This is a genomic window from Flavobacterium labens, from assembly GCF_048286755.1.
Lineage (GTDB): Bacteria > Bacteroidota > Bacteroidia > Flavobacteriales > Flavobacteriaceae > Flavobacterium.
This window is the reverse complement of sequence record NZ_JBLVPL010000001.1, coordinates 1,287,885-1,311,821: the sequence shown is the minus strand read 5'-3', so window position 1 is coordinate 1,311,821 and position 23,937 is coordinate 1,287,885. Positions and strand designations below refer to the sequence as shown.

General features: G+C 34.6%; 25 protein-coding genes and 3 tRNA genes. 11 read left to right on the top strand and 17 right to left on the bottom strand.

The features are described 5' to 3' along the window. Positions 1 to 2 precede the first annotated feature (2 nt). Positions 3 to 500, top strand: coding sequence for a DUF4411 family protein (locus ACNQF8_RS05740; protein WP_282717548.1), 498 nt, complete (start codon positions 3 to 5; stop codon positions 498 to 500). 94 nt (positions 501 to 594) lie between these two features. Here the strand turns inward: ACNQF8_RS05740 and ACNQF8_RS05735 are convergent. Next, positions 595 to 676: transfer RNA gene (locus tag ACNQF8_RS05735), tRNA-Leu, on the bottom strand. 108 nt (positions 677 to 784) lie between these two features. On the opposite strand from ACNQF8_RS05735, the gene ACNQF8_RS05730 reads away from it, so the two are divergent. The 4 genes from ACNQF8_RS05730 (at position 785) to ACNQF8_RS05715 (ending at position 4,683) form a co-directional block, all read left to right on the top strand. Further along, positions 785 to 2,173, top strand: coding sequence for a dipeptidase (locus ACNQF8_RS05730; RefSeq protein ID WP_417953040.1), 1,389 nt, complete (start codon positions 785 to 787; stop codon positions 2,171 to 2,173). Positions 2,174 to 2,416: 243 nt separating this feature from the next. Then, positions 2,417 to 2,842: a hypothetical protein gene (locus ACNQF8_RS05725; protein ID WP_417953039.1), complete on the top strand. Its 426-nt coding sequence runs from the start codon at positions 2,417 to 2,419 to the stop codon at positions 2,840 to 2,842. 9 nt (positions 2,843 to 2,851) lie between these two features. Further along, complete coding sequence (locus ACNQF8_RS05720; RefSeq protein ID WP_121363828.1) at positions 2,852 to 3,226, top strand: BlaI/MecI/CopY family transcriptional regulator; 375 nt, start codon at positions 2,852 to 2,854, stop codon at positions 3,224 to 3,226. After that, positions 3,223 to 4,683, top strand: a complete 1,461-nt coding sequence (locus ACNQF8_RS05715) for a M56 family metallopeptidase (RefSeq protein ID WP_417953038.1) — start codon at positions 3,223 to 3,225, stop codon at positions 4,681 to 4,683. The genes ACNQF8_RS05720 and ACNQF8_RS05715 overlap by 4 nt, the downstream gene beginning before the upstream one ends. 180 nt (positions 4,684 to 4,863) lie before the next feature. Here the strand turns inward: ACNQF8_RS05715 and ACNQF8_RS05710 are convergent, their stop codons facing one another. From ACNQF8_RS05710 to ACNQF8_RS05700, 3 genes are all read right to left on the bottom strand, one after another. Next, on the bottom strand, positions 4,864 to 5,760 hold the full coding sequence (locus ACNQF8_RS05710) for an alpha/beta hydrolase family protein (RefSeq protein ID WP_417953037.1): 897 nt from the start codon (positions 5,758 to 5,760) through the stop codon (positions 4,864 to 4,866). 184 nt (positions 5,761 to 5,944) lie between these two features. Then, entirely contained in the window at positions 5,945 to 7,039 is a 1,095-nt protein-coding gene (locus ACNQF8_RS05705) for a DUF3644 domain-containing protein (protein ID WP_417953036.1), read from the bottom strand. A gap of 403 nt (positions 7,040 to 7,442) precedes the next feature. Continuing rightward, a complete protein-coding gene (locus tag ACNQF8_RS05700) occupies positions 7,443 to 8,813 on the bottom strand; it encodes a saccharopine dehydrogenase family protein (RefSeq protein ID WP_417953035.1) in 1,371 nt (456 codons plus the stop codon). 181 nt (positions 8,814 to 8,994) lie between these two features. Between ACNQF8_RS05700 and ACNQF8_RS05695 the strand changes: the two genes are divergently transcribed. The 3 genes from ACNQF8_RS05695 (at position 8,995) to ACNQF8_RS05685 (ending at position 12,328) form a co-directional block, all read left to right on the top strand. Continuing rightward, a complete protein-coding gene (locus tag ACNQF8_RS05695; protein ID WP_417953034.1) occupies positions 8,995 to 9,387 on the top strand; it encodes a DUF423 domain-containing protein in 393 nt (130 codons plus the stop codon). A 74-nt stretch (positions 9,388 to 9,461) separates the two neighbouring features. Beyond that, positions 9,462 to 11,063 (top strand): phosphoenolpyruvate carboxykinase (ATP), encoded by a 1,602-nt coding sequence (gene pckA / locus ACNQF8_RS05690; RefSeq protein WP_417953033.1) that lies wholly within the window; start codon positions 9,462 to 9,464, stop codon positions 11,061 to 11,063. Positions 11,064 to 11,227: 164 nt separating this feature from the next. Further along, positions 11,228 to 12,328, top strand: coding sequence for a DUF4407 domain-containing protein (locus ACNQF8_RS05685; RefSeq protein ID WP_417953032.1), 1,101 nt, complete (start codon positions 11,228 to 11,230; stop codon positions 12,326 to 12,328). Between the two features lie 82 nt (positions 12,329 to 12,410). Here ACNQF8_RS05685 and ACNQF8_RS05680 read toward each other — a convergent pair whose 3' ends face one another. The 5 genes from ACNQF8_RS05680 to ruvC all read right to left on the bottom strand — a co-directional run bounded on the left by ACNQF8_RS05680 (position 12,411) and on the right by ruvC (position 16,215). Further along, positions 12,411 to 13,121 carry a PH domain-containing protein gene (locus ACNQF8_RS05680; RefSeq protein ID WP_417953031.1) on the bottom strand — a complete coding sequence of 237 codons (711 nt, stop codon included), beginning with the start codon at positions 13,119 to 13,121 and terminating at the stop codon, positions 12,411 to 12,413. A gap of 69 nt (positions 13,122 to 13,190) precedes the next feature. Beyond that, a complete protein-coding gene (locus ACNQF8_RS05675) occupies positions 13,191 to 13,562 on the bottom strand; it encodes an MmcQ/YjbR family DNA-binding protein (protein WP_417953030.1) in 372 nt (123 codons plus the stop codon). A gap of 24 nt (positions 13,563 to 13,586) precedes the next feature. Continuing rightward, entirely contained in the window at positions 13,587 to 14,381 is a 795-nt protein-coding gene (locus tag ACNQF8_RS05670) for a cyclase family protein (protein WP_417953029.1), read from the bottom strand. Positions 14,382 to 14,466: 85 nt separating this feature from the next. Then, the gene (hemW, locus tag ACNQF8_RS05665; RefSeq protein WP_417953028.1) at positions 14,467 to 15,603 is read right to left on the bottom strand and encodes a radical SAM family heme chaperone HemW; all 1,137 of its coding nucleotides are present in this window, start codon (positions 15,601 to 15,603) and stop codon (positions 14,467 to 14,469) included. A 57-nt stretch (positions 15,604 to 15,660) separates the two neighbouring features. Next, positions 15,661 to 16,215: a crossover junction endodeoxyribonuclease RuvC gene (gene ruvC / locus ACNQF8_RS05660; protein WP_315208488.1), complete on the bottom strand. Its 555-nt coding sequence runs from the start codon at positions 16,213 to 16,215 to the stop codon at positions 15,661 to 15,663. Between the two features lie 55 nt (positions 16,216 to 16,270). Between ruvC and ACNQF8_RS05655 the strand changes: the two genes are divergently transcribed. After that, complete coding sequence (locus tag ACNQF8_RS05655) at positions 16,271 to 17,233, top strand: hypothetical protein (protein WP_417951136.1); 963 nt, start codon at positions 16,271 to 16,273, stop codon at positions 17,231 to 17,233. Between the two features lie 2 nt (positions 17,234 to 17,235). Next, a complete protein-coding gene (locus ACNQF8_RS05650) occupies positions 17,236 to 18,354 on the top strand; it encodes a glycosyltransferase family 2 protein (RefSeq protein WP_417951135.1) in 1,119 nt (372 codons plus the stop codon). 149 nt (positions 18,355 to 18,503) lie between these two features. Here ACNQF8_RS05650 and ACNQF8_RS05645 read toward each other — a convergent pair whose 3' ends face one another. Further along, on the bottom strand, positions 18,504 to 18,980 hold the full coding sequence (locus ACNQF8_RS05645) for a hypothetical protein (RefSeq protein WP_315208482.1): 477 nt from the start codon (positions 18,978 to 18,980) through the stop codon (positions 18,504 to 18,506). Between the two features lie 42 nt (positions 18,981 to 19,022). Then, positions 19,023 to 19,412, bottom strand: a complete 390-nt coding sequence (locus ACNQF8_RS05640) for a hypothetical protein (protein WP_417951134.1) — start codon at positions 19,410 to 19,412, stop codon at positions 19,023 to 19,025. A gap of 51 nt (positions 19,413 to 19,463) precedes the next feature. Here ACNQF8_RS05640 and ACNQF8_RS05635 point away from each other — a divergent pair, with 51 nt between their 5' ends. Continuing rightward, positions 19,464 to 19,964 carry a DUF456 domain-containing protein gene (locus ACNQF8_RS05635; RefSeq protein ID WP_417953027.1) on the top strand — a complete coding sequence of 167 codons (501 nt, stop codon included), beginning with the start codon at positions 19,464 to 19,466 and terminating at the stop codon, positions 19,962 to 19,964. Between the two features lie 126 nt (positions 19,965 to 20,090). Here the strand turns inward: ACNQF8_RS05635 and ACNQF8_RS05630 are convergent, their stop codons facing one another. The 6 genes from ACNQF8_RS05630 to ACNQF8_RS05605 form a co-directional block, all read right to left on the bottom strand. Beyond that, the gene (locus ACNQF8_RS05630) at positions 20,091 to 20,339 is read right to left on the bottom strand and encodes a GIY-YIG nuclease family protein (RefSeq protein ID WP_417951132.1); all 249 of its coding nucleotides are present in this window, start codon (positions 20,337 to 20,339) and stop codon (positions 20,091 to 20,093) included. 69 nt (positions 20,340 to 20,408) lie between these two features. Beyond that, positions 20,409 to 20,482: transfer RNA gene (locus ACNQF8_RS05625), tRNA-Asp, on the bottom strand. A gap of 507 nt (positions 20,483 to 20,989) precedes the next feature. Continuing rightward, positions 20,990 to 21,063 (bottom strand) — tRNA-Asp (locus ACNQF8_RS05620). A gap of 86 nt (positions 21,064 to 21,149) precedes the next feature. Next, entirely contained in the window at positions 21,150 to 22,076 is a 927-nt protein-coding gene (locus ACNQF8_RS05615; protein ID WP_417951130.1) for a DUF58 domain-containing protein, read from the bottom strand. 166 nt (positions 22,077 to 22,242) lie between these two features. After that, entirely contained in the window at positions 22,243 to 22,560 is a 318-nt protein-coding gene (gene trxA / locus ACNQF8_RS05610; RefSeq protein WP_024980008.1) for a thioredoxin, read from the bottom strand. A gap of 364 nt (positions 22,561 to 22,924) precedes the next feature. Next, positions 22,925 to 23,788, bottom strand: a complete 864-nt coding sequence (locus ACNQF8_RS05605; protein ID WP_417953026.1) for an outer membrane beta-barrel protein — start codon at positions 23,786 to 23,788, stop codon at positions 22,925 to 22,927. Between the last annotated feature and the right edge of the window lie 149 nt (positions 23,789 to 23,937).

Genomic DNA, 23,937 nt, shown 5'->3' with positions numbered 1-23,937 from the left:
CTATGGCAATTCCATTCTTACTTGATAGTAATTTTTTTATTGAAGCTCATAGAAATAGTTATCCATTTGATGTGTTCCCAAGTTTTTGGAATAAGGTTAAAGAATTAGCTCACGACGGACGAATCATCTCTATAGATAAAGTATTGAAAGAATTACATCTAAATAAAGATGAGTTATCGCAATGGTGTGCTGATAATCTACCAGCAGATTTTTTTAAAGATACAACTACCGTTATGCCTAATTATACCTTGCTGATCAACTGGGTTTATTCAAAATCAGCACAATACTCACAGTCAGCTATAAGCGAATTTCTTGATGCTGATGAAGCGGATGCTTGGTTAATTGCTTACGCTATGACAAATAAAAACGAGCTAATTACCCACGAAGTTAGCAGTCCAAACAGTAAGAATAAAGTGAAGATGCCTGATGCCGCAATACCTTTCAACGTAAATTGTATAAAGACAATAGAAATGTTTAGAATACTTGGGGAACAGTTTTAAAAAAAATAAATTATATTCTCGGCAAAGTTTCGGCAAAATTAGAAACAAAAAATCCCTAAAACATTGATTATAAACGTTTTAGGGGTTTTTAAAGTGCGGATAATAGGACTCGAACCTACACGCCTTGCGGCACCAGATCCTAAGTCTGGCATGTCTACCAATTTCACCATATCCGCGCAATTGTGGGTGCAAAGATACACTTAACTTCCAATTTTCAAAACAATTTTGATAAAAAATATTCATACTCTTTTTTGTACTTTTGAAATATAAACAAAATTCAAATAATGGAAAATATTAAAGCATACGTTCAAGAACACAAAGACCGCTTTATCAATGAGTTAATCGAATTATTAAAAATCCCATCCGTAAGTGCTGACACTGCTTATTCTCACGATGTTTTTGAAACGGCTGATGCCGTAAAAGCCAGTTTAGAAAAAGCAGGCTGTGATTTTGTTGAAATTTGTGATACTCCAGGGTATCCAATCGTATATGGTGAAAAGATTATAGACCCAGCATTGCCCACCGTTTTAGTCTATGGACATTATGATGTTCAACCACCAGACCCAATCGAATTATGGACTTCTCCACCTTTTGAACCCGTAATCAAGAAAACCGAAATTCATCCCGACGGTGCCATTTTTGCCCGTGGATCTTGTGATGACAAAGGCCAAATGTACATGCACGTAAAAGCATTAGAATATATGGTTCAATCCAATACTTTGCCTTGCAACGTAAAGTTCATGATTGAAGGCGAAGAGGAAATTGGTTCCAAAAGCTTGAGTTGGTTCGTAGAACGCAATCAGGAAAAACTAAAAAACGATGTGATTTTAATTTCGGATACCGGAATGATCTCTAATCAGCAGCCATCAATTACAACAGGTTTACGTGGTTTAAGCTATGTAGAAGTAGAAGTTACGGGACCAAACCGTGATTTACATTCTGGATTGTACGGAGGTGCTGTTGCCAATCCTATCAATGTTTTGGCTAAAATGATTGCTTCGCTTCATGATGAAAACAACCACATTACCATTCCCGGTTTCTATGATAATGTAGCAGAACTATCCTTGGAAGAAAGAGCCGAAATGGCCAAAGCGCCTTTCAATTTAGAAAACTATAAAAAAGCATTAGACCTTAATGACGTTTATGGCGAAAAAGGCTATGTAACAAACGAAAGAAATTCCATTCGTCCTACATTGGATGTCAACGGAATCTGGGGTGGTTACACCGGAGAAGGTGCTAAAACAGTTATTGCCAGCAAAGCTTTCGCTAAAATCTCGATGCGTTTGGTTCCAAATCAAGATTGGGAGCAAATCACCGAATTGTTCACCAAACATTTCACCAGCCTTGCTCCTGCCGGCGTTACCGTAAAAGTAAAACCACATCATGGCGGACAAGGTTACGTAACCCCAATAGATAGCATTGGCTACAAAGCCGCAAACATTGCGTATACTGAAACCTTTGGCGTTCCCGCAATTCCGGTGCGTTCCGGAGGAAGTATTCCTATCGTAGCGCTATTCGAAAAAGAACTAAAAAGCAAGACAATTCTAATGGGATTTGGTCTGGACAGCGATGCCATTCACTCGCCAAACGAACATTTCGGGATCTTCAATTACCTGAAAGGAATTGAAACCATTCCGTTGTTTTACAAATATTTTGTGGAGTTATCAAAATAAATTCCTTTCATTAAATACTAAATCCGCTCTAAACAGGGCGGATTTTTTTTGGGCGTTTCCCGCTGAAAATAGCGGGTCAGGCTGTCCGTTCTCAATCTTTTTATTTTTTAAACCAAAAAAAATAAAAAGGATTTCCACTCCCATCCTTAACGCAAACCACTGACTACCAAAATATTTTTTTTTAAAATTTGTTTATTTTAATTTTTATTCTACATTTGTAGAGCAATGTTTTAATCTGTAGAAATGGAAACACAAAATCAATATAAAATTATCCTTCTTCTTTTATGCATAAGCCTCACTAGCTGTAAAATTAATCAAACCAAAAACGGATTAAAAACAGGTAAATGGATTCAAACGGAAAAATTCATGAATATCGAATCCAGCGCAAAAGGAAGATACAAAAAAGGAGAAAAAATTGGAACTTGGAAAGAGTTCATCAGTGATCGATTAACTTCTAAAGAAAAGTATAAAAAAAATAGTTGCCACATCATCAAATATCATAATACAGGAAAAATTCAACAAATAGGAGTTTCCAATAAAGCAATTATAAATTCAAAAATAGAATGGCTGCCCACGGGAGAATGGACATTTTATGACTCTGAAGGGGTTTTACTAGGAACCAAAATCTACGAAAAAGGAATCCCCGTTCAAGAAATTTACACCAAATAAAAAATAAACATGCAACAACTAACGAACGCCGAAGAACAAGTAATGGAACACCTTTGGAAACTCGAGAAAGCCTTCATGAAAGACTTGCTTGAAGCCTATCCAAAACCAAAACCCGCTACCACAACCATCGCTACTTTATTGAAAAGAATGATTGACAAGCAATTTGTAGCCTACAATGAATTTGGGAACTCACGCGAATATTATCCTTTGGTCAAAAAAACCGATTATTTCTCGAAACATGTCAACGGATTGATTAGTAATTTCTTCAACAATTCGGCATCACAATTCGCCTCTTTCTTTACTACCGAAACGAATTTATCGCAAACGGAATTGGAAGATCTCAAAAAAATAATCGATAGTGAAATTCTAAAAAAGAAGAAATGAGCGACTTTCTAATCAAATCGACAATTACTTTATTCGTGCTACTGGCAGTGTATTATTTGTTTTTGGAAAAAGAAAAAATACACGTTTTCAATAGGTTTTACTTGTTGTTCAGTCTTGTTTTCTCGATGGTGATTCCATTTATAACTATCGAAGTCATTCAGGAAATTACACAACCTACAGTCAATCCGGGAAACATCGAGATACTGCAAGGAAACGCTGTAATACTGGAGGAAACAAACTATCTGGCAATAGGATTATGGAGTTTGTATGCTGTAGTAACACTCGTTTTGGCGATACGTTTTGTCAGTAATATCATCAAGATTTCGTCTAAAATGAAGTCGAATACGCCAATTGACTATAAGAATGCCAAATTGATTTTGGTTCCCGAAAAAACGTTGCCGCACACTTTCCTGAATACGATTTTTATCAACGAAACGGAATACAACAACCGTGAAATCGAAGCGGAATTGTACACGCACGAACTTACGCATGTAACCCAAAAACACACTTTGGATATTTTATTCATTGAACTATTGAAAACCGTTTTTTGGTTCAACCCTATTTTTATTTTTTACAAAAAAGCCATACAACTCAACCACGAATTTCTTGCCGATGAGAAAGTAGTGACCTCTTATAACAATGTTCCGTTCTACCAATCTTTATTACTATCAAAAGCGAACGAGAACCAAACTTTTTACTTGGCCAGTAATTTGAATTATTTAATAACTAAAAAACGATTACTTATGATGACAAAAACCACATCAAAAACAGAAGCTTTATTAAAAAAAGCAATGCTAATCCCTGTAGTAACTGCCTTATTGTTTTTATTGTGTACGAAAGTCGTTGCGCAAGAAACCAATGTAAAAAAAGAAACTACTCCTGCGAAACCCGGAAATTTATTTAAAACGTATTACGACAAAACTACTTTTAAAATCAAAGATGAAAAAGGAAAGGTTACCAGCGAAAAAAAATACAATGAACTAACTCCTGTAGAAAAGAGAGCTATACCTTCTATCCTATCAAAAGAAAAAGAATTGCCTACAAACGAGGAACTTCTGGCAACATTAAGTAAAGGAGCTCCTGAAGTAATTGAAATTGACACGTACGATGCTAAAAATCAGTTTGTCCAAAAAGGGGAAAATGAAGTCTATAATACTGCTGGAATAACCGAAAAACCAGATTTTCCGGGAGGAATTATGGAATTTTACAAATTTGCCGGCAATAATTTCAAAACTCCAGAACAACCTAACTTAAAAGGAAAAGTATACATCACCTTTATCATAGAAAAAGACGGCAGTTTAAGCGACATAAAAAACATACGAGATATTGGTTTTGGAACTGGTGAAGAAGCAATACGTGTTTTGAAAATATGCCCGAACTGGATTCCCGGAAAACTGAACGGTGTCCCTGTGAGAGTAATGTATAGCTTACCAATAACGATTCAATCAAAATCATGATAGTAAAAAAAACAAATCCGCTTCAAAAGAAGCGGATTTATAAAACTAAAGCTTTATGGGTTTTAGATAGCTGTAAGTTATTAATCTTTCAATTTTCGGGTTAACGAAAACATGATGTGACGGAACTTCATTTAACCACTGAAACGACAACTTCTTATAGATGCTGATGTAAACAGTGCTTTATTTTGATTTTTTAGACTTCTTTTTGTTGGACATTTTCTGCTTTATCCATTGTATTGAAATGTCAAAAGGTGCTGTATCAATGTCATTAGACGTATTATGTCCTAATGTTGGAAATAAAGTATATTCAAAAGGTTTGCCTTGAATCTTAAATGTGTTTAATTGCTCTATACACAACTTTACGGGAATTTGTATATCCTTCTCACCAAAAAGCCAAAGTCCAGGAATTGAAAGAGTATTCAGAGAAATTTTTGGGTCAGTCTCCACGAATTGATACTTGTCTGGGTCATTTTTAGTATGCTCACGAGCATCTGAATCTGTATGATTTTCCCAAAAATTATTGTTCCCATTAGTATAAAACTGAAATCGGAGTTGCTCTAGGGTTGTTATTGTAGGACAGCTAAATAAAACCATAAATTCAACTTGCGGATTTGTGCTTGCAGCAATTGGAATTATCCATCCTGCTTGACTGAAGCCAACTAATCCAATGGGTGTTTTTTTTTCTTTCAAATAAGTTCGTAATATACTAACCGCAGTAATTGCATCGTGAGATAATAAATTTAGATTAGTAGTGTCAATATTATTCGTGCCAACGGAAGGTCCGACGTACACGCCACCAGATTCACCAACTCCACGTTTGTCATATGTCAATACAACAATTCCCTCTTTGGCAAGACGTTTTGCGAACTCCATTTCTCTTTTTACAGGGTCAGACCCGTGAACAATAACAACTGCTGCAAAGGGGTTTTGAGGTGTAAAAATCGAGCCTGCAAGCATGACACCTTGACTTTCAAATTTTACATCTTGAATGGTAAAGTCGGATTGCGAAAACACTATTTCTGGTAATGCCATAAATAATAACCAAAGAAATAAGTTAGAAAAAAAGTTATTATTCATATTAGTTAAATATAAAATTTGTTTTGATTGGCCTTTGTTAGTCTTGCCTATAAAGTATTTCGCCAATTTGAGATGGCTTGAAATTCGTAACATTTAAGTTTTCGGTTTTACGAAAACTTGATGCGAAACGATAATTCCACTAAATCCGAGCTAGTTCAAAATGGCTGTTGTGCGATCGTCTTTCTTATTCAATTTCGTATCTAGTAATATCTAACTTTCGCTTATTGTCAAAATTAGTTTTCCAAATTTCTCTTGTTAACATGCCACTAGTAATATTTCCTATTATAAAAGAATTCCATTCTTCTTTAAATAGATAGTCATTGTGAGCTTCGTCATAATGACAATATTTTGTATTTGTTTCGAATGGGTCAATATTTTCGCCATCTTCTTTTGTTGGCTTTATTGAAAATATGTAGAGCAAACATTTATGGTCGTAATGATTGAAAACATTTTGATAACTTAGGTTTACTGTTTTTACAACAGCACCTGGTTTTAGTTTAGCAGGATTTATAACTTCGGTCTTTTGAACTTTATCTTTTATTAAAGTTGTTATTCTTTCATAGTTTTCTCTGTCCTCCTCAGAAACTGAATTCCAATTAACAAATTCAATTGCTAAGTCATTTCTATTTGTATTAACAATTTTAGGGACTTGAATTAATTTTACGCTAAACTCTTGTGTATTAAAAATACTCTCTTTAACATTTAAACGATATTTTTCTATAAAGTCTTTAATTTCTTTTACTTCCGTTGATAATAATTGTTTATTGGCTTCTACTTGTTTTGCCGTTCTTAATCTTGAAAATTGAAGTGAATATGCTAAACTTTCATTTATTGCATATTCTGAACCGAATAGTTTAATTAATTCATTTTCATAATTGTAAAGTAAAGACTGACACTCTCCAAAAATCATTAATCCAATTTCGTCTTTTGAAATTGTCCTATGCTCGATTTTATTTCTAAGTTTTATGAAAAATTCTAAATTAGATTTAACAGCTTCTGAAAGTTGACCATATTTTTGAATACAAGTTTTTAATTCCCAAGCTTTTTTTTCGCCGTCAATTAATTTATATCTTCCATTAATCTCTTTATAAAAAAAAGTTTCTCCAATAGTATGATTGAAGTGTGCTTGCAGAAGTCTTGTCCAAGACATTATCATATGAGTAATAAAGCTTTCTACTCTAAAAGGTGCTCTTGGCTTGTTGTAAATTTCCACTGATAATAAGGCGCAATCTATTGAACTTTCCAATAGTGTTTTTGCCTTTCCTTTTCTTAATTGCATGTTTTTTCAGCGGTTTTTTTAAGGTGTTGCACAACTTGTATATAAGCGAAACAAACCTTCGTATACACACCCACACATGGGTAGATAAGCGAAGGTCTTTTTCACTTTGAGTTTCCCAAATATAATTAAATTTTCTTACAATTCATGAAAAAACCGCGCATCATTGGAATGCGTTGCGTGAGGGATGGTCCCGAAGTTTCGGGAAAAATCCTTTATGTTTTTTCTTTAAAAACATAAAGATTGCAGCGAACAGCCCGACCCGAAGTTGCAAGGAGGAACGACGAAGCAATTTGCAGGGTCACGCCCATACTTCGGCTATGCTCAGCATAAATAAAGAATTTTAAAAAACAAATCCGCTCCAAAAAGGAGCGGATTTATCAAACTAAAAATCTAAAAAAAACTACTAACTAAACTCTTTATCTGGATTGTATCCTAAATAGGACATGGATTGTTCCTTGAAAACAACGCCATACTCTTCTAATTCTTTTAAAATAGGCTCGTAGACTTCCTTACGAATAGGCAATTGCACTCCCGGAGTTGTGATTTTACCATTTAAGATTAACAAAGTCGCCATTGCAACGGGTAAACCTACGGTTTTAGCCATGGCTGTATACGTTTGATCGTCACCAATACAAACCATTTTTGAATCTATTTGCTCTTTTTTGCCATTTAATTCGTATCCAAATTTGTGATACATGACAATCATATCTTTATCATCTTGCTGAAGCGTCCAGCTATCGGTCAATATTTTCTCTAAAATTTGTGCCGGAGTAGCATTTTTCAACCCTACTTTTTTATCACGATTGAACAAATCGAGTTCCAATAATTTGTCCCACATGATATCATCTTGGTCAATTTTTAGAATCAAACGCGTTTTAATTTCTACAGAATCCGTTGGATGGTACGGCAAGAACGAATTTACAAATTCTCTGTAAGTCATGTTCTCCGAATCCTCCATGGCATAACTGTCATCCGTCATTCCTAATTGTACAAACATATTCCACGCTTTAGAAAAACCAACTCTTCGAATCGTTCCTCTGTATAAAGTAAGCACATTGTCTAAACCATACACACTTCGATATTTTAGGGAATCCCGATTCGAATACGCTTCAAATCGACCATAACCCTCAACATCCAAAAACTCTGTTCTACGGAATAAATTACAATACGGAATGTATTTATAAGTTCCTTCCTGAATAAATTTGGCAGCGCCACCTTGACCGGCAAGAACAACATTTCGTGGTGCCCAGGTAAATTTGTAATTCCAAAGATTCGTATCAGATTCTGGAGCTACAAGTCCGCCACAAAAGGATTCAAAAAGAAGCATTTCTCCGCCTTTTTCCTTAATATCATCAATCACTTTCATCGCACTCATGTGGTCAATCCCAGGGTCAAGTCCAATTTCATTCATGAAAATAAGATTATTCTCTTTGGCCGCAGCATCTAATTCCTGCATGGCATCGCTCACATAAGAAGCGGTAACCAAATGCTTTTTGTAAACAATACAATCCTTAGCTACCTCAATATGCAAATGAGCCGGTAACATTGAAATAACAATATTAGCTTTCTGAATTGCTTCTTTTCTTTGATTTTCATCAAAAATATCTAAGGCAATCGCCGTTGCATTAGGATGATTATTTGTCTTTTTTTGGGCTAAAGCCAATGACAAATCACCAATAATAAGATGCAAGTTCTCCTTATCTGATTTACTTAACAGATAATGTATCAAAGATGAAGCTGATCTTCCTGCCCCGATGATTAAAATTGTTTTCATTTTATTTAATTATAACACAAACATACAAAATTGTTGTATTTATAACAAATAGTGTTGCAAAAAAATTTATCCCAGTTCTAAAACCTGATTTTGGATTAATCAACCGCTAAAAAAAGTATCTCACAAAACGTTTTTAATTTAATGACAGATGAGATACTTTTGTAATAAAAACAAAATCAACATGGACAAAAGAATAATTTCAACAGGAGCTATTTTAGGGATGATTGCAATAATTCTTGGTGCTTTTGGCGCACATGCCCTAAAAAAAGTACTGTCTATTGAACAATTATCGACTTTTGAAACCGGTGTACGCTACCAAATGTACCATGCGCTATTTTTATTGTTTTTTGGACTAATGAAAGACGTCCCTCAAAAAACAAAAAAAGCAATCTATTTTTTAGTTCTTTTTGGTGTTATTTTATTCTCCGGGTCTATTTATCTATTAGCGACAAACGACCTTACTACATTTGATTTTAAAATTATAGGATTCGTGACTCCTATTGGCGGACTCCTATTAATACTGGGCTGGGGCGTTTTATTACTGAATATTATGAATAAAAAATCACAAAATTAGAAGAATCAAACTGTATCTGAAATATAATTTCTACTTTTGCAGTCTATAAAAAGAAACTACACAACAATAAATTTATGGACAATAACACGCTTTTCTCGCAATCGATTTCGTTAAAAGAATTAGGAATTGAAAATGCAAAAATTCATTACCAGTTATCCCCTGAAGAATTACACGACATAACAATAAAATTAGGTCAAGGAATTGAAAGCTCAACCGGTGCATTAGCAGTAAATACAGGTGAATATACTGGCCGTTCTCCACAAGACCGATATATAGTAAAAGACAGCATCAGTGAAAGTCAAGTTTGGTGGGGAAAAGTAAATATTCCTTTTGAATCAGATGCTTTCGAAGCACTTTATAACAAAGTGACCTCCTATTTATCAAACAAAGAGGTTTATGTAAGAGATTCATACGTATGTTCTGACCCAAATTACAGATTAAACGTTCGCGTAATCACAGAAACTCCTTGGGCAAATTTATTTTGCTACAACATGTTTTTGAGACCTGAAATGGAAGAATTAGCAAATTTCGACCCAGAATGGACTCTTTTATGTGTACCAAGTTTTATGGCAGATCCAGCAGTAGACGGAACGCGTCAAAGCAATTTTGCAATTCTTGACTTTACAAGAAAAGTAGTTTTGATAGGCGGAACTGGTTACACTGGAGAAATGAAAAAAGGAATTTTTTCTGCATTGAATTTTATCTTACCAGTTTTCAAAAATACTTTGCCAATGCACTGTAGTGCTAATGTTGGAAAAGACGGTGATACTGCTATTTTCTTTGGATTATCAGGAACCGGAAAAACAACTTTATCTGCAGATCCAAACAGAAAATTAATTGGTGATGATGAACATGGATGGACTAATGAAAATACAGTTTTCAACTTTGAAGGAGGTTGTTATGCAAAAGTCATCAACCTTTCTGAAGAAAACGAACCAGACATTTTTAGAGCTATAAAAAAAGGGGCAATCCTAGAAAACGTAGTAATCAATAAAGATACTAATGAAGTTGATTTTGAGGACATTTCTATCACTCAAAACACTAGAGTAAGTTATCCTATTTATCATATTGATAACATTCAACCTGGTTCTATTGGGAAAAACCCAAAAAATATATTTTTCTTAACGGCCGATTCATTTGGAATATTGCCTCCAATTTCTAAGCTAACTCCGGGACAGGCTGCTTACCACTTTATTTCTGGTTACACTGCAAAAGTTGCTGGAACAGAAGCAGGAATTACAGAACCTCAGCCTAATTTTTCTGCTTGTTTTGGCGCACCATTTATGCCATTACACCCAACAAAATATGCTGAAATGTTGAGTAAAAAAATGAAAGATGCCAATGTAAAAGTTTGGTTAATCAATACAGGTTGGACAGGCGGTCCATACGGAATAGGAAGCAGAATGAAATTAAAATACACGCGTGCCATGATTACCGCTGCATTAAACGGAGAATTGGACAATGTGGCGTATGAGAATCACCAAGTATTTGGAATTGCAAAACCGCAAACGTGTCCAAATGTTCCTAGTGAAATATTGAATCCAAGAAATACTTGGGAAGAACCTGAACTATACGATAAGAAAGCGTTAGAATTAGCTCAAAAATTCAAAGCTAACTTTGCCAAATTTGAAGAATTTGCCAATGCCGAAATTATGGCAGGAGCACCATTAGCTTAAGTTAATATTAATTCAAAACCAATAGAGCCGTTCGTAAAGAGCGGCTCTATTTTATTTTGTACAAACCGTAACAAAAAGCCTTAAATAAATACCTATCAAGTATTTATACCAAGATTCATTTTTTGGCGTTAAATTTGTAATCATCACTCAAAAAATCATAAATCATGTTAAAACAATTTTTTATCCTTTGTTCCGGAGCTGACAAAGACCTTCTTGAAGGCTGTTCCGAAGGCGAGCAAACCAAATACGTCGGTATTGGCGCCACTGTTTTCTTCACCGCAGTAATGGCTTTCCTAGCTAGTTCATATGCACTGTTTACCGTCTTTGACAGTATTTATCCCGCAATCGCATTTGGTATCGTTTGGAGTTTACTTATTTTTAATTTGGACCGTTTTATTGTTTCCACTATTCGAAAAAGAGACCAGTTTGGAAGTGAATTTCTACAGGCAACTCCCCGAATTATTTTGGCGGTAATTATTGCCATTGTTATTTCGAAACCATTAGAAATTAAAATCTTCGAGAAAGAAATTAATACCGTCTTATTGAAAGAAAAAAATGCCATGGCTTTGAATAACAAAAAAGAAGTGGCTAATTATTTCAAATCGGATTTAGACAAAAACAAAGCCGAAATAGCAGGTTTGAAATTGGAAATCACAAACAAAGAAAAAGAAGTCAATACACTTTACGAAACCTACATCACAGAAGCCGAAGGAACCGCAGGAACCAAAAAATTAGGCAAAGGACCTGTTTTTAAAGAAAAGATTGCTAAACATGATTTAGCCAAAAAAGAATTGGACACCTTACAAAAAACCAACTTGGCTAAAATTGCTGAAATGGAGAAAAACACCAAAACGCTGCAAACCGATTTAGACAAGAAAGTTACCGAAACACAACCAATTATTGATGGATTTGATGGTTTAATGGCTCGAATCAATGCCTTGGATAAATTACCTTGGCTGCCTTCGTTTTTTATCATGCTCTTATTTTTAGCCATTGAAACCTCTCCTATTATTGCTAAGCTTCTATCTCCAAAAGGCGAATACGATTATAAACTGGAGGATCTGGAAACAGCTTTGAAAGCCACAATAGAACAAGACAAATACCAACGCACTCTACTTGTAAAAACTAGCGCCACGATGCACGACAAAGTCTACGGAGATATAGCTGACGATAAAAAACTGTATGATTTGCAGCGAAAGAATGCCACTGATTTATTAGAATTACAATCCAATAATTTTGTAGAAAAGCAGAAAAGAACGCTTTAGTCTATCTATTATAAAATCAAAAGTCATAAAGTCAAAAGGTACAACTATCTTTTGACTTTAGGAATTTCAACTTTAAGACTAATTACATATAACTCAAAATTTCTTTTTTGAAAGTATCATATTCACCTTGTAAAATCAATCCGTTATCCAATAATTTTTTATAATTCTGCAGTTTTTCAAAAAGTTCGTCTTGTGATAAATCACTTAACGATTTGTCTTTTGAACTTGCTGGAACATCTTCGAATACTTGATTTTCAGCAATGAAATTGGGTTGTGAAACTGGCATTATTTCAGCAAAATTAGTCACCTCTTCGGTTTCCATTTCTTCAATAATCTCCACCTCATCGATTGGAGCAACCGGAACTTCATCCATCATGGTTGCATTCAATACAGACCCAACTTTCAATATATCCAATTGTTCTTTAGCATACGTAAAAATCTTTCGCGCTTGAATTTTAGGGATATAATCAATGGAAACCTCCATATTAGTTCTGGTTGTAAAAGAAAATTCTGAACCCAAAATATTTTCTTTAACAAATGTTCCTTCAATTTCATCCCAAGTGTAATCAATAAAATTCATTGAAAGTCCCAGATTTTTAGGCTGACAGATGATAATTCTTTTATTCGTCATCACAATACTATCCGGCAAAACGGTAATCGCTGGTTTTTTTTGAACAGCAATATAACCGATTTCTTCATTCTTCATCAATAAATCACTCAATTTTGAAGCGATTTTTTCAATAGCTTTTGGGTCTTGTTCTTCGTTTAAAAACTTCTTAAATTGTTCTTTCATATGATATGCTGAATTTATTTCAGTATGTGTTTGTAATTTTTATTCTAAATTTCTTTACAAAAGTAATGCCTAATTTTCTAATTCTTGAATTTCACTCTGCAATTTCTTTGTTAAACTTTTGAAAACCAAACCATAGGAATCATCAATCAATTCTTTGACAAGAGCATCCAAAACTGATGCATTTATCGTAATTGTATTCCAATGGGTTTTACTCATGTGAAAACCCGGCTGAATGTCATCGTATTCAGCGCGCAATTCCTCAGCACGCTCCGGATCACATTTTAAATTGACTGATGGCTGTCCTTTTTCCCATTGACCTAAAGACGACAATGCAAACATTTTTCCGCCCACTTTAAAAACTAAAGTATCTTCGTCAAAAGGAAAATGTTCCGTCACTCCTTTTTTAGACAAACAATATTCGTAGTATGTTTCTAAGTTCATTATGGAATTATTTACATTCAAAAATTATAATTCATCATTTAAAACAGCGTACAAAACCGGTTTACTGGGACTCGCATCATTCTCAAAAGATGCGATTTGTAAATTCAGCAAATAAATACCATCTTTCACTTCATCTGAAACAAAAATCATCTCCGTAATCGTACAGTCCAATCGTGCATCAGCATTCAGATTATTAACATCGGTTACATTCCAAAATGCTTTGTGGGCCAATAATTTTCCATCGTCTTTTTCTTTATCTACACTTGGTAAATCAATCAATAAATGCTGAATTCCGCTTTCGCGAATGAAACGCGCAGCCTCTTCAGAAAGATATGGCGGATTGGTATTCGAATATTTTAAAGATTGTTTTACTTTAAAATTAGGAAGTGTTCTAATGATTAGGGCTTCTTTTGGAATACCTAATTTCAGTGTCACATCGAGCGCAGTCGAGATATTTTCTAATGTTATCACCAAATCTTCTCCTCGTATTTCCGGTACAACCGAAACCAATTCAGCCAAAAAGAAAAACTGTTTCAACGACTGATTAATACTGTAAAATTCTCGTGTAATATGCCCCAAACATTCTGTATGCGTTCCGTGTCCGTGTGGATTGAAGAAAATATTATTGAAATTGGTAGACGATTTTCCTTCCGAAACTTTGCCAATCCAGTCCCCAAAAATCACGGGTTCAATTACTGGTTTATCTATATACCAAGCAATTGGATTTTCATCGGTATTCGTTAAAGGAATCGAAATATCAATGGGTTTTGATAGATCGACTTTAATTGTTTGGTTGTTATGTTGAACTGTTGCTAACACAAGTTGTTTTTTTTGTACCACTCAGACGCTACGACACAAAATTCCTTTCAATTTTGCGTAAAACTTTGCGCCCTTTGCGGTTACGTTACTCTTCCAAATTTAAGTAAAATAAATCTGATGCAATTCCATCTGTCAAAAACTTTCCTTTTGGTGTTGGTTTCAAAATATTGTTTTCGATAAAAACTAAATCATCATCAAGGAATTTTTGAGATTGTTTGTTCAAATATTCCAAATAAATGATTCCAAATTCGGTTTCAATTCTATCCAAAGAAACACCCCAAATAGTTCGCAAACCGGTCATAATATATTCATTGTATCGGTCAGTAATAGAAAGAATTTCTATCTCGTTTGGCAATTTATTTTCTTGAATCGATTTTAAATAAATAGCATTATTCGACACATTCCAACTGCGTGAAACACCATCATAACTGTGCGCAGAGGGACCAATTCCAAGGTATTTTTTACCCAACCAATACGCCGAATTATTTTTCGAAAAATAATTGACCTTCCCAAAATTTGACAATTCATAATGAATAAAATCATTGGCTTCGAGCGTTTCAACCAAAATAGCAAAATGCTCTTGTGCAACTTCATCTTTAGGCGCAGCAATTTTTCCCGTTTGTATCAGTTTATTCAACGCGGTTTTTGGCTCTACCGTTAAAGCATAACTAGAAATATGCGGAATCCCAAAAGACAGTGCTGTTTCAATATTTTGTTTCCATTTCTCATTACTCATTCTGGGAATTCCGTAAATTAAATCGAGGGAAATATTGTCGAAATACTTGGTGGCTTCTTCCAAACATTTTTTGGCTTCCGCCGAATTATGAGCGCGATTCATCAGTTGCAAATCGTCTTCAAAGAAAGACTGAATCCCGATGCTTAAACGATTGATTTTACTTTTTGACAATTCAATTATTCGCTCACTTGACAAATCATCTGGATTGGCTTCCAACGTGATTTCAGGATTTTCTATTACAGAATAATTGCTATAAACTGCAGCAATCAAAAAATTAATTTCTTCAGAAGTTAAAACGCTTGGCGTTCCTCCTCCAAAATAAATAGTTTCAACTTGTTCCTTTTCAAATTCGCTTTTGCGCATTTGAATTTCTTTGGCAATAGCCAAAACCATTTCTTCTTTCTTCTTCATCGAAGTCGAAAAATGAAAGTCGCAGTAATGACACGCCTGCTTGCAAAAAGGGATATGAATATAGATTCCTCTCATTTATTAGTATTCAGTGGTCAGTTTTAGTAGTCAGTTCTGCAAACTGAAAACCGATTACTATTTTTTAACTCGTTCTTCGTTTTGTTTTACAAAAGCATCCCAACCGGTATAACTTTTGGCACCAACCACTTTTCCAGAGTTGAAAAAATGACAAACCGCCGCAGCCAATCCATCAGTTGAATCTAGGTTTTTAGGTAATTCTTTCAGTCCTAAAAGTTGCTGTAGCATTTTGGCAACTTGCTCCTTGGTGGCGTTTCCGTTTCCGGTAATTGCCATTTTTATTTTTTTTGGTTCGTATTCCGTAATGGGAATATCTCTCGAAAGTCCCGCCGCCATGGCAACGCCTTGCGCGCGTCCCAACTTTAGCATCGATTGTACGTTTTTACCAAAGAAAGGCGCTTCAATTGCAATTTCATCTGGATTGTGTGTATCGATTAACTCAATAGTACGTTCGAAAATTATTTTCAGCTTTTGATAATGATTGTCGTATTTAGATAATTGCAATTCGTTCAATTGCAAAAACTCCATTTTTTTATTGACAATTTTTATCAATCCAAAACCCATAATCGTCGTTCCCGGGTCAATTCCTAATATGATGCGTTCGTTTGCCAATGATTTAGTTTAAAGTTTAAAGTCTAAAAGTTTAAAGTTTTGTTACTTTGCACCAATGATTTCAATTCCACACAAAACTAAGCAATTCCTCGTACTTCTAATCAAACTTTTGATTGTTGGCGGTGCGTTTTATTTTATTTACAATCAATTGGCCAATAATGATAAATTAGATTGGCAGAAATTCATCGTTTTATTTCAAAAAAATCAATCCATTGGCGGAATCGCATTTATTTTGTTATTGAGTGTTCTGAATCGGTTTTTTGAAATAATGAAATGGCAAAACTTAGTAGAATTTATCCATAAAATCTCTTTAGGAGAAGCAACCAAACAAGTTCTTGGTGCATTAACTGCGGGGCTTTTTACGCCGAATGGAGTTGGTGAATATGCTGGAAAAGCATTGTTTTTTGATAAAGGAAACACTAAAAAAGTGATTTTCTTAAACCTGATTTGCAACGGAATCCAAATGATATTGACCGTTATTTTTGGAATTTTCGGCTTATTGTATTTTAATGCGCAGTACAATGTGATTACCACAAAAACGGTAGTGCTGCTTTTTGGAATGCTCCTACTACTTTTCATTATTTTATTCTCAGTCAAAAAAATTACTATCAAAGGCTACTCTATCGAAAAACTGATTCATAAGATCAATGAAATCCCAAAACCCATTCATCAAAAAAATATTTTTTTGGGCATTTGCCGTTATCTGGTTTTCTCGCACCAATATTACTTTTTGTTTTTAGCCTTTGATGTTGATTTGCCTTATTCTACCTTGATTGCAACCATTTCGTCTGTTTATTTTTTAGCGTCTTCCTTGCCTACTTTTCAGTTTTTAGACTTTGCCGTAAAAGGAAGTGTCGCTGTTTATTTCTTTGGGATTTTAGGCGTTAATGAATGGATTGTGATTTTCATTTCGACTTTAATGTGGTTTTTGAATGTGGTTTTACCCGTGATAATTGGCACTTATTATGTATTGAATTTTAAAATCATCTCTAAAGTAGAAGGAGACAAATCGCAATAAAGATGGTGATTACAATTGTTTTATACCTCATAATCCTCTCTTATAGCTTTGCGATAATTGCACTGATTTATGGTTTTACGAAAGTGAATACAATTGAATATACCGGCTTAACGCCAAAAACAAAATTCTCCATTATCGTTCCTTTCCGGAATGAAGCCGAAAATTTACCTATTCTACTAGAGAGTTTATCAAAGTTGAATTATCCGATGGAATTGTTTGAAGTGATTTTGGTTGATGATTTTTCTGAAGAAAAGTTTAGCATTCCATTGTCATCTCGAGCGCAGTCGAGAGACAATATTCAAATAATAAATAACATTCGGGTTTCCAATTCACCAAAAAAAGATGCAATTGTAACCGCAATGCAAATTACAAATACGGACTGGATTATCACCACCGATGCAGATTGCACTGTCAATGCAAACTGGTTATTGACACTGGATAACTACATCCAACTTCATGATGTTGCGATGATTGCCGGTGCGGTAACTTATGATTGCGGCAATTCGTTTTTGCATCATTTCCAGCAATTAGATTTGGCGAGTCTACAAGGCGCAACCATTGGCAGTTTTGGTATTAACAAAGGATTTATGTGCAATGGCGCCAACTTTGCGTACACCAAAACGTTTTTTCAACAGCTAAATGGCTTCAGTGGAAACGATGGAATTGCCAGTGGTGATGATGTTTTCCTGTTGCAAAAAGCGATTGCGAAATCTCCTAGAAAAGTCCATTATTTGAAATCCCAAAATACAATTGTTACCACTAAACCTTTGAATAGCTGGAAAACGTTATTTTACCAACGCGTTCGTTGGGCATCTAAAACAAGTTCGTATCAAAGTAGTTTCGGAAAAGGATTGGGACTGTTAGTTTTTGCGGGAAATCTGAGTTGGCTCTTCCTCCTTGGTTCTTGGTTCTTGAATTTAACTAATTTTCAGAATGTCTTTTTATTATTTACTTTAAAATTTTCAGTTGATACTGTTTTGATTTACAAAGCCAATCAATTTTTAACCAAGACCAAAGTACAATATTTGATTTTGAGTAGTTTGTTTTATCCTTTTTTTAGCACGAGCGTAGCTTTGTATTCTTTGTTTGGAAAATACGAATGGAAAGGCAGGAAATTCTAATTTTCACTAAAACCCTAGCCCAGATAACAGTGAAAATCTTTTATATTTTTGCTGCCAAAAATATAAAGATTACTTCACTTATTTTTTATTTTTATCGGAGTTCAGTGAACTTCGTTTGTAACGAATAGCTGGAAATAGCTCCTGAAAAACTACTCCACTTTTAGAATAACCGGAAGAATAAATTGTGTTTTTACTGGAATACCACGCTTGAGGGCTGGGTTAATTTTTGGAAAATCAACTAAACGGACTTTAAGAATACTGTCGATTTTGATTTTGTCGTAAGCAACGGAATCTTTGGGAAATTGAGGCTCGAATTGCATCGTCGCATTTGGAAAAACAGTGACCTTTACTTCAATCGTATCCAGTTCAGGGTAGAGAACCGAAAGGGTATCAACGCTCAATTTCTCCTGAATCAACTGAGTTAAAACTTCGAAAAAACACTGTTGGCGTTGCTTTTTATCTTCTATTTTTTCACAATCTACTACCGATGGGTATTCATCGACTTCTTTCCAGTTGATGGATTTCAGTTCCTTTTGCAACAATTCCTTTTCCGAAGGAATTTGCTTGTCAAAGTATTGACAGGAATTAAAAAATATAAATACTAAAAAGAGGTAATACTGCTTCAAGGTTTTGTTTTTGAATTGGACTAATATTCTATAAAAATACAATTATTTTTTTTGAGATGCTTTCGAAAGCAAATAATCTTCGTAGTTTTCAGCAAACCATTTCTTTTTATTTTCGGCTGCAATTTCTTTTTGATCTGGATACAGAGCTGCCAATCGATCTGAAAAAATAGCGATCTGAATCGTATATTTATAGAATTCCTCCTTTGTCAATACTAAATTTGGATTTGATTTTTTATCAGAAAACTCAAAAAAAAGTACATCAAACTGTTTCAAAGAAAAATTTAATACTTTTACTCTGTTCTCGTTGTAAATAGCCTCCTTTAAAAGCATGTCATTGCTGTTTACAATTTTTTCCTGGGCGTTTACGGTCCAAAAAGAAAAAGTAAAAAAGAACATAATCGAAAATGAAGCAATTAATTTAATCCCTTTCATAAGCTAGTTACGTGTTGCTTTTGTGTTTTCAAAATTAGTAAAAATAAATTTATGGATGTACTTCTTTTGGCTCTTGGTTTTATGTGTGTGATTTTAGGTATTTTTGGTAGTTTTTTACCGGTTTTACCCGGACCTAGCATTAGTTGGGTTGGATTGGTATTACTTTATTTCACAAATACTGTTCCGGCAAATTATTGGGTTTTAGGAATTGCTTTATTGATCACTGTCATCATATCGGTTTTAGATTATGTCATTCCGGCTAAAGGAATCAAGAGATTCGGTGGAAGTTCGTATGGTATCTGGGGAACTAACATCGGTTTGGTTATAGGGATTCTTGCTCCAATACCATTTGGCTTCCTAATAGGCCCGTTTCTTGGTGCGCTGATAGGAGAACTTATTTATGATTTTAAAGATCATAATCGGGCTTTGAAAGCAGCTGCAGGATCCTTTGTAGGTTTTTTAGCTTCCAGCTTTATGAAATTTGTAGTTTGCGTGATGTATTTGGGATTGTTTGTGTGGATTGTGTGGAACTATAAATCCGAGTTGTTTTAATTTATAAACATACTGAAACAAAAAAAGCTTTTCTTAACAGAAAAGCTTCTTATTACTGGCCTCGTTTTTGGAACGAGAGGACTCGAACCCGTCTCGTCCCAAAAGACGAGATGACAGGCATGTGTTCTATTCAACTTGAAAACTGCTTAATAATCTTTCTATCGAAGCAGCATTAAGATTTTTCAATCGCAATTCTTCTTTTAATGCTTCTGTTTTTGTTTCAAATTCTTTGAAATACACCAAAACCCATGGACTTTTTCCAGAAGTGTATCGGCTTAAATCATTATTGTGTTCAAAAATACGTTTATCAAGATTTTGAGTAAATCCTTTGTAAAATAATCCTTGATGATTTTTTATGATGTAAACAAAATACATATCGAATACTATTTGAAGTTTAGAAAAACAAAAAAAGCTTTTCTGTTAAGAAAAGCTTCTTGTTACTAGCGGTCTGGACGGGACTCGAACCCGCGACCCCATGCGTGACAGGCATGTATTCTAACCAACTGAACTACCAAACCAGTATTTTAATCTATAACATTCTAATTCTTAAACACAGTTCTTGAATCGAACCCGTCTCGTCCCAAAAGACGAGATGAAAGGCATGTATTCTAACCAACTGAACTACCAAACCAGTATTTTAATCTATAACATTCTAATTCTTAAACACAGTTCTTGAATCGAACCCGTCTCGTCCCAAAAGACGAGATGACAGGCATGTATTCTAACCAACTGAACTACCAAACCAGTATTTTAATCTATAACTTTTTTGATTCTAAAATTAGTTGCTCGCTAAAACCTAATTGCTTTTAAAACCAACTAAAATCTTGCACGTTCTCAATCTAACGATCTAAAACCCTACTTTCTTTTTAAATCAAAAAAGCTATCCACAAAAGTGGAAAGCTTTTCATTGGTCTAACTACTAAACCCGCTACGAGTTACAAATTCGTAGCAAACAACACAACTAACGTTAAAAACCTTATGGGGCAAAAAAGCCTTTCTGTTACGAAAGGCTTTCCCCAATATTGCGGTCTGGACGGGACTCGAACCCGCGACCCCATGCGTGACAGGCATGTATTCTAACCAACTGAACTACCAAACCTCTGCGTTATTGCGGTGGCAAAGATACAATAGATTTCCGTTTACGCAAGCGTTTTTTGAAAAAATAATTGATAAAATTTCACCTTATTATCCAAAGTTTTGTTTTTCAACTAAGTATGTCATTAAAATTTTTTCAAAACTTTCCCCAACACTTACCGGAATATACTTTATTCGGTTTTGTGAGCAGGTCAAAGCGAGTTTCTTGAAGTAACTTTCTATCTGTTTTTCGTATTCTTCTTTGACATTATCGGCAAAAACGGCTACTTCTTCTCCTGTTTCTAAATCAATAAACTTCCTTGGAGCGTTATCAAAGTCAAAATTCAGCTCTGTTTTGTTATCGACAACGTGAAATAAAACTACTTTATGCTTATTATGTTTCAAATGTTGCAAGGCATTAAACAGCGCTTCTTCGTTTCCGGACTGAAACATATCTGTAAATAGGATAATCATCGAACGACGGTGGATTTTCTCGGCTATTTGATGTAAGAATGTAATTGTATCAGTACTTTTCTTGACCACAGGTTTCTCTAAAAGCCCTTCAAGTGTGTTTAAAATCATTCGGTGATGCCGATCACTGCCTTTTTCAGGCGCGTAGTACTCGTATGTATCAGAAAACACACTAAGTCCGACAGCATCGCGTTGCTTCTTTAAAAGATTCATTAAAACCGCCGAAGCCAAAACCGAGAAGCCAATTTTGTTTTCATAAAACTGTTGACTGTCTTTTAATTTAGGATAATGCATCGACGAGGAATTATCGATAATAAGATGACACCGCAAATTAGTCTCTTCCTCAAATCGTTTGGTGTATAAACGATCCGTTTTAGCAAACAACTTCCAATCAATGTGCTTGGTACTTTCGCCAACATTATAGACTTTATGCTCCGCAAATTCAGCCGAAAAGCCATGAAACGGACTTTTATGCATCCCTGAAATAAAACCTTCCACAACCTGATTGGCCAGTAATTCCAGATGCTGAAAACTCGAAATTTTCTCTATTTGCGATTCAATCTTCATCTACCAAATATATTAAAAGATTTAACGATTTAAAAATTAAAAGATTATCGAAACAAAACTTAATCAAGAAGCTAAAATCCATTCAGCATAAACAAAAAAAGGCTTGACTTTCGCCAAACCTTTTATTTGAATCTTTTCAGATTCTATATAAATCATAATCTACCGATTACAACAAAGCGTCTAAACTATCAGCGTAAGTTTGTTTCGGAGCAACTCCTACTTGTTTCCCTACTACTTCACCATTATGAAAAACCAAGACTGTTGGGATATTTCTAACTCCGTATTTAGCAGCAAATTCCTGGTTTGCATCAACATCAACTTTACCTACAACAACTTTACCTTCGTATTCGTTGCTCAATTCATCAATGATTGGACCTACCATTCTACAAGGTCCGCACCATGCTGCCCAAAAATCCACCATTACCGGTTTGTCTGATTTCAAAACTACTTCTTCAAAAGTAGCATCTGTTATTGCTAATGCCATATTTATTTTTATTTAAGTTTATCGTTTGAATATCTAAAGTCTCAAACTAGGTTACAAATTTAGAAATTAAAAACTAATCAAACGTCATTCATAAATTAGTTTTGACTATTAATATATCGTCAATTCTTATCACTCGCTTTTAATGCATTTAAGATTACAATAATCAAGAGCTACTTCCTGCTGTACGCTGTATCTTTTCCGGCTTAAAGAAAGCCAGAAAAGATAATTGCGTTAGCAATTCGTCCATCACTGCTAGGACATTTGTGTTACAACAAAATCAATTTCCATAGAAAATTCCTTCGCCAGCAAACAAAAAAAGCCATCTTTTCAGACAGACTTTTGATAAATATTTAAAAATGGTTTATTACAAACTGTATTTCACCCCAAGAGTCAAACCCAATCCACTGATACCAACATAAGAACTCAATTCATCCATTGGTTTTGTTGTATCTACCGTATTAAATTGAGCGTTATTAGAATTACTGTCCAAGCGATCTGTATAATTAGAATGCACCTGAGAAGTGTTGCGTGTACTCAATCGATCCGTTCCATTAACAGTAAATTCAGTAGTCTCTTTATCTTTTCCATGCACCGTAAAATTGCGGTATTCTAATTCTGCAAAAGCCGAAAGATTTTTAGCTAATTTATAAGAAGTACCTAAAGCCGCTTGAAAACCTACAGTTGGTTTTGGCCTGATTACATCCTTACTAAAAACATTTACTCCCGGAGCAGCAACTGCATTTGTTTTAATCGTTAAATCTCCGTGAACCGGAACAATTACCCCTACTTTAGAATAGGTTTCAAATCCTTTTACTTCACCCAAGAACAACACAACTGCCGGAGCTAAATCAAAAGCAGTAATTTGACCAACAGATTTTAAGGTAGTTACTCCATCATCAACTCTTTTAACCATTGTTTTATCAATACTGTTATAGTAATTAATTCCCATTTCCAGACCCAAACGATCTGTAAAACGGTATCCAACAGCACCTCCTGCACGAAAACCTTCTCCAAAAGAACCTGTAATGCTTTCTTCAGAAACCAAATTCCCTCCAACATAAACCTTACTTAAAGCTTCCTGACCTCCTACGGTAGGAAACTCAGTAGCAGCAGTCTGAACAAAATAGGACCCTCCTAATTTAAAATACCAACTTTCTTTCTTTTCAGTTTGCCCTATCATAACTATAGAACAAAACATAAATCCGAACAAAAACAACTCCTTTTTCATAATTTAGCTTATTACTGTTTTTACAAAAATAAACCATTTTTAATGAAAATTTAGCACTATTTAGTACCAAATATATGTTAAAACTGATTAAAGTTTAATTTTCAAGTGCTTATAGAAATTGAAATTCATTTTAATTTTCCTGAAGGATC

Coding starts and splice junctions, on each gene's coding strand:
- ACNQF8_RS05740 (WP_282717548.1), top strand. CDS start 3: ATGGCAATTCCATTCTTACTTGATAGTAATTTTTTTATTGAAGCTCAT.
- ACNQF8_RS05730 (WP_417953040.1), top strand. CDS start 785: ATGGAAAATATTAAAGCATACGTTCAAGAACACAAAGACCGCTTTATC.
- ACNQF8_RS05725 (WP_417953039.1), top strand. CDS start 2,417: ATGGAAACACAAAATCAATATAAAATTATCCTTCTTCTTTTATGCATA.
- ACNQF8_RS05720 (WP_121363828.1), top strand. CDS start 2,852: ATGCAACAACTAACGAACGCCGAAGAACAAGTAATGGAACACCTTTGG.
- ACNQF8_RS05715 (WP_417953038.1), top strand. CDS start 3,223: ATGAGCGACTTTCTAATCAAATCGACAATTACTTTATTCGTGCTACTG.
- ACNQF8_RS05710 (WP_417953037.1), bottom strand. CDS start 5,760: ATGAATAATAACTTTTTTTCTAACTTATTTCTTTGGTTATTATTTATG.
- ACNQF8_RS05705 (WP_417953036.1), bottom strand. CDS start 7,039: ATGCAATTAAGAAAAGGAAAGGCAAAAACACTATTGGAAAGTTCAATA.
- ACNQF8_RS05700 (WP_417953035.1), bottom strand. CDS start 8,813: ATGAAAACAATTTTAATCATCGGGGCAGGAAGATCAGCTTCATCTTTG.
- ACNQF8_RS05695 (WP_417953034.1), top strand. CDS start 8,995: ATGGACAAAAGAATAATTTCAACAGGAGCTATTTTAGGGATGATTGCA.
- pckA (WP_417953033.1), top strand. CDS start 9,462: ATGGACAATAACACGCTTTTCTCGCAATCGATTTCGTTAAAAGAATTA.
- ACNQF8_RS05685 (WP_417953032.1), top strand. CDS start 11,228: ATGTTAAAACAATTTTTTATCCTTTGTTCCGGAGCTGACAAAGACCTT.
- ACNQF8_RS05680 (WP_417953031.1), bottom strand. CDS start 13,121: ATGAAAGAACAATTTAAGAAGTTTTTAAACGAAGAACAAGACCCAAAA.
- ACNQF8_RS05675 (WP_417953030.1), bottom strand. CDS start 13,562: ATGAACTTAGAAACATACTACGAATATTGTTTGTCTAAAAAAGGAGTG.
- hemW (WP_417953028.1), bottom strand. CDS start 15,603: ATGAGAGGAATCTATATTCATATCCCTTTTTGCAAGCAGGCGTGTCAT.
- ACNQF8_RS05655 (WP_417951136.1), top strand. CDS start 16,271: ATGATTTCAATTCCACACAAAACTAAGCAATTCCTCGTACTTCTAATC.
- ACNQF8_RS05650 (WP_417951135.1), top strand. CDS start 17,236: ATGGTGATTACAATTGTTTTATACCTCATAATCCTCTCTTATAGCTTT.
- ACNQF8_RS05640 (WP_417951134.1), bottom strand. CDS start 19,412: ATGAAAGGGATTAAATTAATTGCTTCATTTTCGATTATGTTCTTTTTT.
- ACNQF8_RS05635 (WP_417953027.1), top strand. CDS start 19,464: ATGGATGTACTTCTTTTGGCTCTTGGTTTTATGTGTGTGATTTTAGGT.
- ACNQF8_RS05630 (WP_417951132.1), bottom strand. CDS start 20,339: ATGTATTTTGTTTACATCATAAAAAATCATCAAGGATTATTTTACAAA.
- ACNQF8_RS05615 (WP_417951130.1), bottom strand. CDS start 22,076: ATGAAGATTGAATCGCAAATAGAGAAAATTTCGAGTTTTCAGCATCTG.
- trxA (WP_024980008.1), bottom strand. CDS start 22,560: ATGGCATTAGCAATAACAGATGCTACTTTTGAAGAAGTAGTTTTGAAA.
- ACNQF8_RS05605 (WP_417953026.1), bottom strand. CDS start 23,788: ATGAAAAAGGAGTTGTTTTTGTTCGGATTTATGTTTTGTTCTATAGTT.